This window comes from Streptomyces sp. CBMA123, from assembly GCF_014596465.1.
Taxonomy (GTDB): domain Bacteria; phylum Actinomycetota; class Actinomycetes; order Streptomycetales; family Streptomycetaceae; genus Kitasatospora.
The window spans coordinates 1-3,593 of the sequence record NZ_MECK01000386.1; the positions used below are offsets into that span (position 1 = coordinate 1).

1 protein-coding gene is annotated in these 3,593 nt (G+C 75.3%); it reads right to left on the reverse strand.

All coding sequences use genetic code 11. The features are described from left to right. The coding region (locus BG452_RS31340) for a type I polyketide synthase (RefSeq protein WP_188307738.1) at positions 1 to 3,593 on the reverse strand (3,593 nt) is incomplete at both ends.

Genomic DNA, 3,593 nt, shown 5'->3' on the forward strand with positions numbered 1-3,593 from the left:
GTCCGGGCGCAGGCCGCCGACGGCCAGCCGGGCGAGCGCGGCCGTCAGGGTCGGGACGCCGGGTCGACCACGGCGCAGCGCGGGCACGCCGACGAGGCGGTCGCCGTCGCCGAGGGTGTCGCGGGCGGCGGCGGTGAGGACGCCGTCCGGGCCGAGTTCGAGGAAGGTGGCGGCGCCGTGGCCCGCGAGGACGTGGACGGCGTCGGCGAAGCGGACGGTGCCGCGCACCTGCCGGGCCCAGTAGTCGGGCGCGGCGAGCTCGTCGGCGGTGGCGGGCGCGCCGGTGACGGTGGAGATCAGCGGGATCGCCGGGGCGTCGTAGGTGAGCGTGGCGGCGACGCGGGTGTAGGCGTCGAGCATCGGCTCCATGTGCGGCGAGTGGAAGGCGTGCGAGACGCGCAGCCGCTTGGTGCGTCGCCCGTTGACTCCGAACTCCCGTGCGATACGCAGGACTTCGTCCTCGTCGCCCGCGAGGACGAGCGAGGCGGGCCCGTTGACGGCGGCGATCGAGACGCCGTCCGTCAGCAGCGGCAGCACCTCCGCCTCCGCCGCCTCGACGGACACCATCGCTCCCCCGCCCGGCAGTTCGGACATCAGCCGGGCCCGGGCCGCGACCAGCGTGCAGGCGTCCTCCAACGAGAACACCCCCGCCACATGAGCCGCCGCGATCTCACCGATCGAATGACCCACCACGAAGTCCGGCCGCAGACCCCACGACTCCACCAACCGGAACAACGCCACCTCCAGCGCGAACAACGCCGGCTGCGCATACCCCGTGTCGTCCAGCAGCACGGCCTCCGCCGAACCCTCCGGCGCGAACAGGACGTCCCGGACGGGCCGTTCGTAGCCGAGGTCGAAGCGGGCGAGCACGGCGTCCAGCGCCTCCGCGTACACCGGGTACCGGTCGTACAACTCGCGGCCCATGGCCGGGTACTGGCTGCCCTGGCCGGTGAAGAGGAACGCCAGGCCGCCCCCGGCCGGTCGGCCGGTGACCAGGGCGGCGTCCGGCAGCCCGTCCCGCAGCGCGGCGAGGGCGCGCTCCAGCTCGGCGCGGTCGCCGGTGGTGACGGCGGCGCGGCGGTCGAGCGCGGTCCGGGTGGTGGCGAGGGAGAACGCCAGGTCGGTGAGCGGCAGTTCGGGCTGCTCGTCGAGCGCGGTGAGCAGCCGCGAGGCCTGGGCGCGCAGGGCCTCGTCGGTACGGGCGGACAGCGTGAAGGGCACGGTGTCGCCGTCCGTCGGGGCAGGAGCGGCGGGCGGGACCGGCACCTGTTCGAGGATCACGTGCGCGTTGGTGCCGCTGAGTCCGAAGGACGAGACGGCGGCCCGGCGAGGCCGCCCGGTCTCGGGCCAGTCGCGCGCCTCGGCGAGCAGCTCGATGGCGCCCTCCGTCCAGTCGACGTGCGTGGACGGCCGGTCGATGTGCAGGCTGGCCGGGAGCACGCCGCTGCGCAGCGCGAGCACGGTCTTGATGACGCCGGCCACGCCGGAGGCCATCTGGGTGTGGCCGATGTTGGACTTCACCGAGCCGAGCAGCAGCGGAAGTTCGCGGTCCTGGCCGTAGGTGGCGAGGAGCGCCTGGGCCTCGATCGGGTCGCCGAGCCTGGTGCCGGTGCCGTGGCCCTCGACGGCGTCGACCTCGCCCGGGGCGAGCCGGGCGTTGGCGAGCGCGGCGCGGATCACGCGCTGCTGCGCGGGCCCGTTGGGGGCGGTGAGCCCGTTGGAGGCGCCGTCCTGGTTGACGGCGGAGCCGCGCAGGACGGCCAGCACCGGGTGGCCGAGCCGCTCGGCGTCGGAGAGCCGCTCGACCAGGACGAGCCCGACGCCCTCGGCGAGGCTCATGCCGTCGGCGGCCTCGGCGTAGGCCTTGCAGCGGCCGTCCACAGCCATCGCGCGCTGGCGGCTGAAGCCGACGAACGCGTTGGGCGTGGCCATCACGCTGACGCCGCCGGCCAGGGCGAGGGAGCTCTCCCCGTTGCGCAGCGACTGGCAGGCCAGGTGCAGCGCGACGAGCGAGGACGAGCAGGCGGTGTCGAGGGTGACGGCCGGGCCCTCGAAACCGAAGGTGTAGGAGAGGCGCCCGGACAGCACGCTCGGGATGGTGCCGGTGACGAGGTGGCCCTCGGCGCCGTCCTGGGCGGAGTCGCCGGGGCTGTAGTCCTGGTAGCTGGCGCCGATGAAGGTGCCGGTCAGGCTGCCTCGCAGGGTGGACGGGTCGAGGCCGGCGCGTTCCATGGCCTCCCAGGCGGTCTCCAGCAGGAGCCGCTGCTGCGGGTCCATGGCGAGGGCCTCGCGCGGGGAGATGCCGAAGAACGCGGCGTCGAAGTCGGCGACGTCCTGCAGGAACCCGCCGCGCACCGAGTAGGTGCGGCCGGGCGCGTCCGGGTCCGGGTCGTAGAGCCCCTCGGTGTCCCAGCCGCGGTCCGCCGGGAACTCGGTGATGGCGTCGCCGCCCGAGGTGACGAGCCGCCAGAGGTCCTCGGGTGAGGCGATGCCGCCGGGGTAGCGGCAGCTCATGCCGATGATGGCGATCGGCTCGTCGAGCGCGACACCCGCCGCCGCCGGGGCGGAGCCGGCGACCGCGGCGCCGGCGATCTTCTCGCGCAGGAAGCGCACCAGGGCCGGCGGGTTCGGGTGGTCGAACACCAGGGTGCTGGGCAGCGTGAGCCCGGTCGCGGCGGCCAGCCGGTTGCGCAGGTCGACGGCGGTCAGCGAGTCGAAGCCGACGTCGCGGAAGGCCCGCTGCTCGGACAGCACGTCGGGCGAGGCGTGGCCGAGCGTGGTGGCCGCCTCGGCGCGGACCAGGTCCAGCAGCCGGCGTTCCTGCTCGGCGGCCGGCAGGGCGCGCAATCGGGCGGCGAACTCGCCGTCCCCGGACGGGCGTTCGGCTGCCTCGGCGAGCCGGCGCACCTCGGGGACGTCCTCGAACAGGGCGCTCGGGCGGCCGGAGGTGAAGACGGGGTGGTAGCGCTCCCAGTCGACGTCGGCGATCGCGAGCACCTGCTCGTCGGCGTCCAGGGCCTGGCGCAGGCCGTCCAGGGCGAGCGACGGGTCCATGAAGACCAGGCCGCTGCGCCGGATCTGGCCGGGGTCGACGCGGCCGAGTTTCAGGTCGTCGGCCCAGATGCCCCAGGAGATGGCGGTGGCCCGGCCGCCGCGGGCGCGGCGGTGCTCGGCGAGCGCGTTGAGGTAGGCGTTGCCGGCGACGTAGGCGGCGTGCCGGCCGCTGCCCCACATGCCGGCGGTGGAGGAGTACAGCACGAACGCGTCGAGCTGGTCGTCGGGCAGGAGTTCGTCGAGGTGGCGGGCGCCGGCGGTCTTGGCGTGCAGGACCTTGGCGAAGGCCTCGTGGGTGGTCTCCTCGACCGACAGCAGCTCGATGACGGCGGCGGTGTGCACGACGGTGCGCACCTCGTGGCCGGCGGCGGCGAGGTCGGCGAGCATCCGCGCGACGGCGTCGCGGTCGGTGAGGTCGCAGGCCGCCATCTCGGCCGCGCAGCCCGCGGCGGCGAGTTCGGCGAGCAGTTCGGCGGCGCCGGGCGCGGTGGCGCCGCGGCGGCTGGTGAGCACGATCCGCTCGGCGCCCTCGGCGGCGA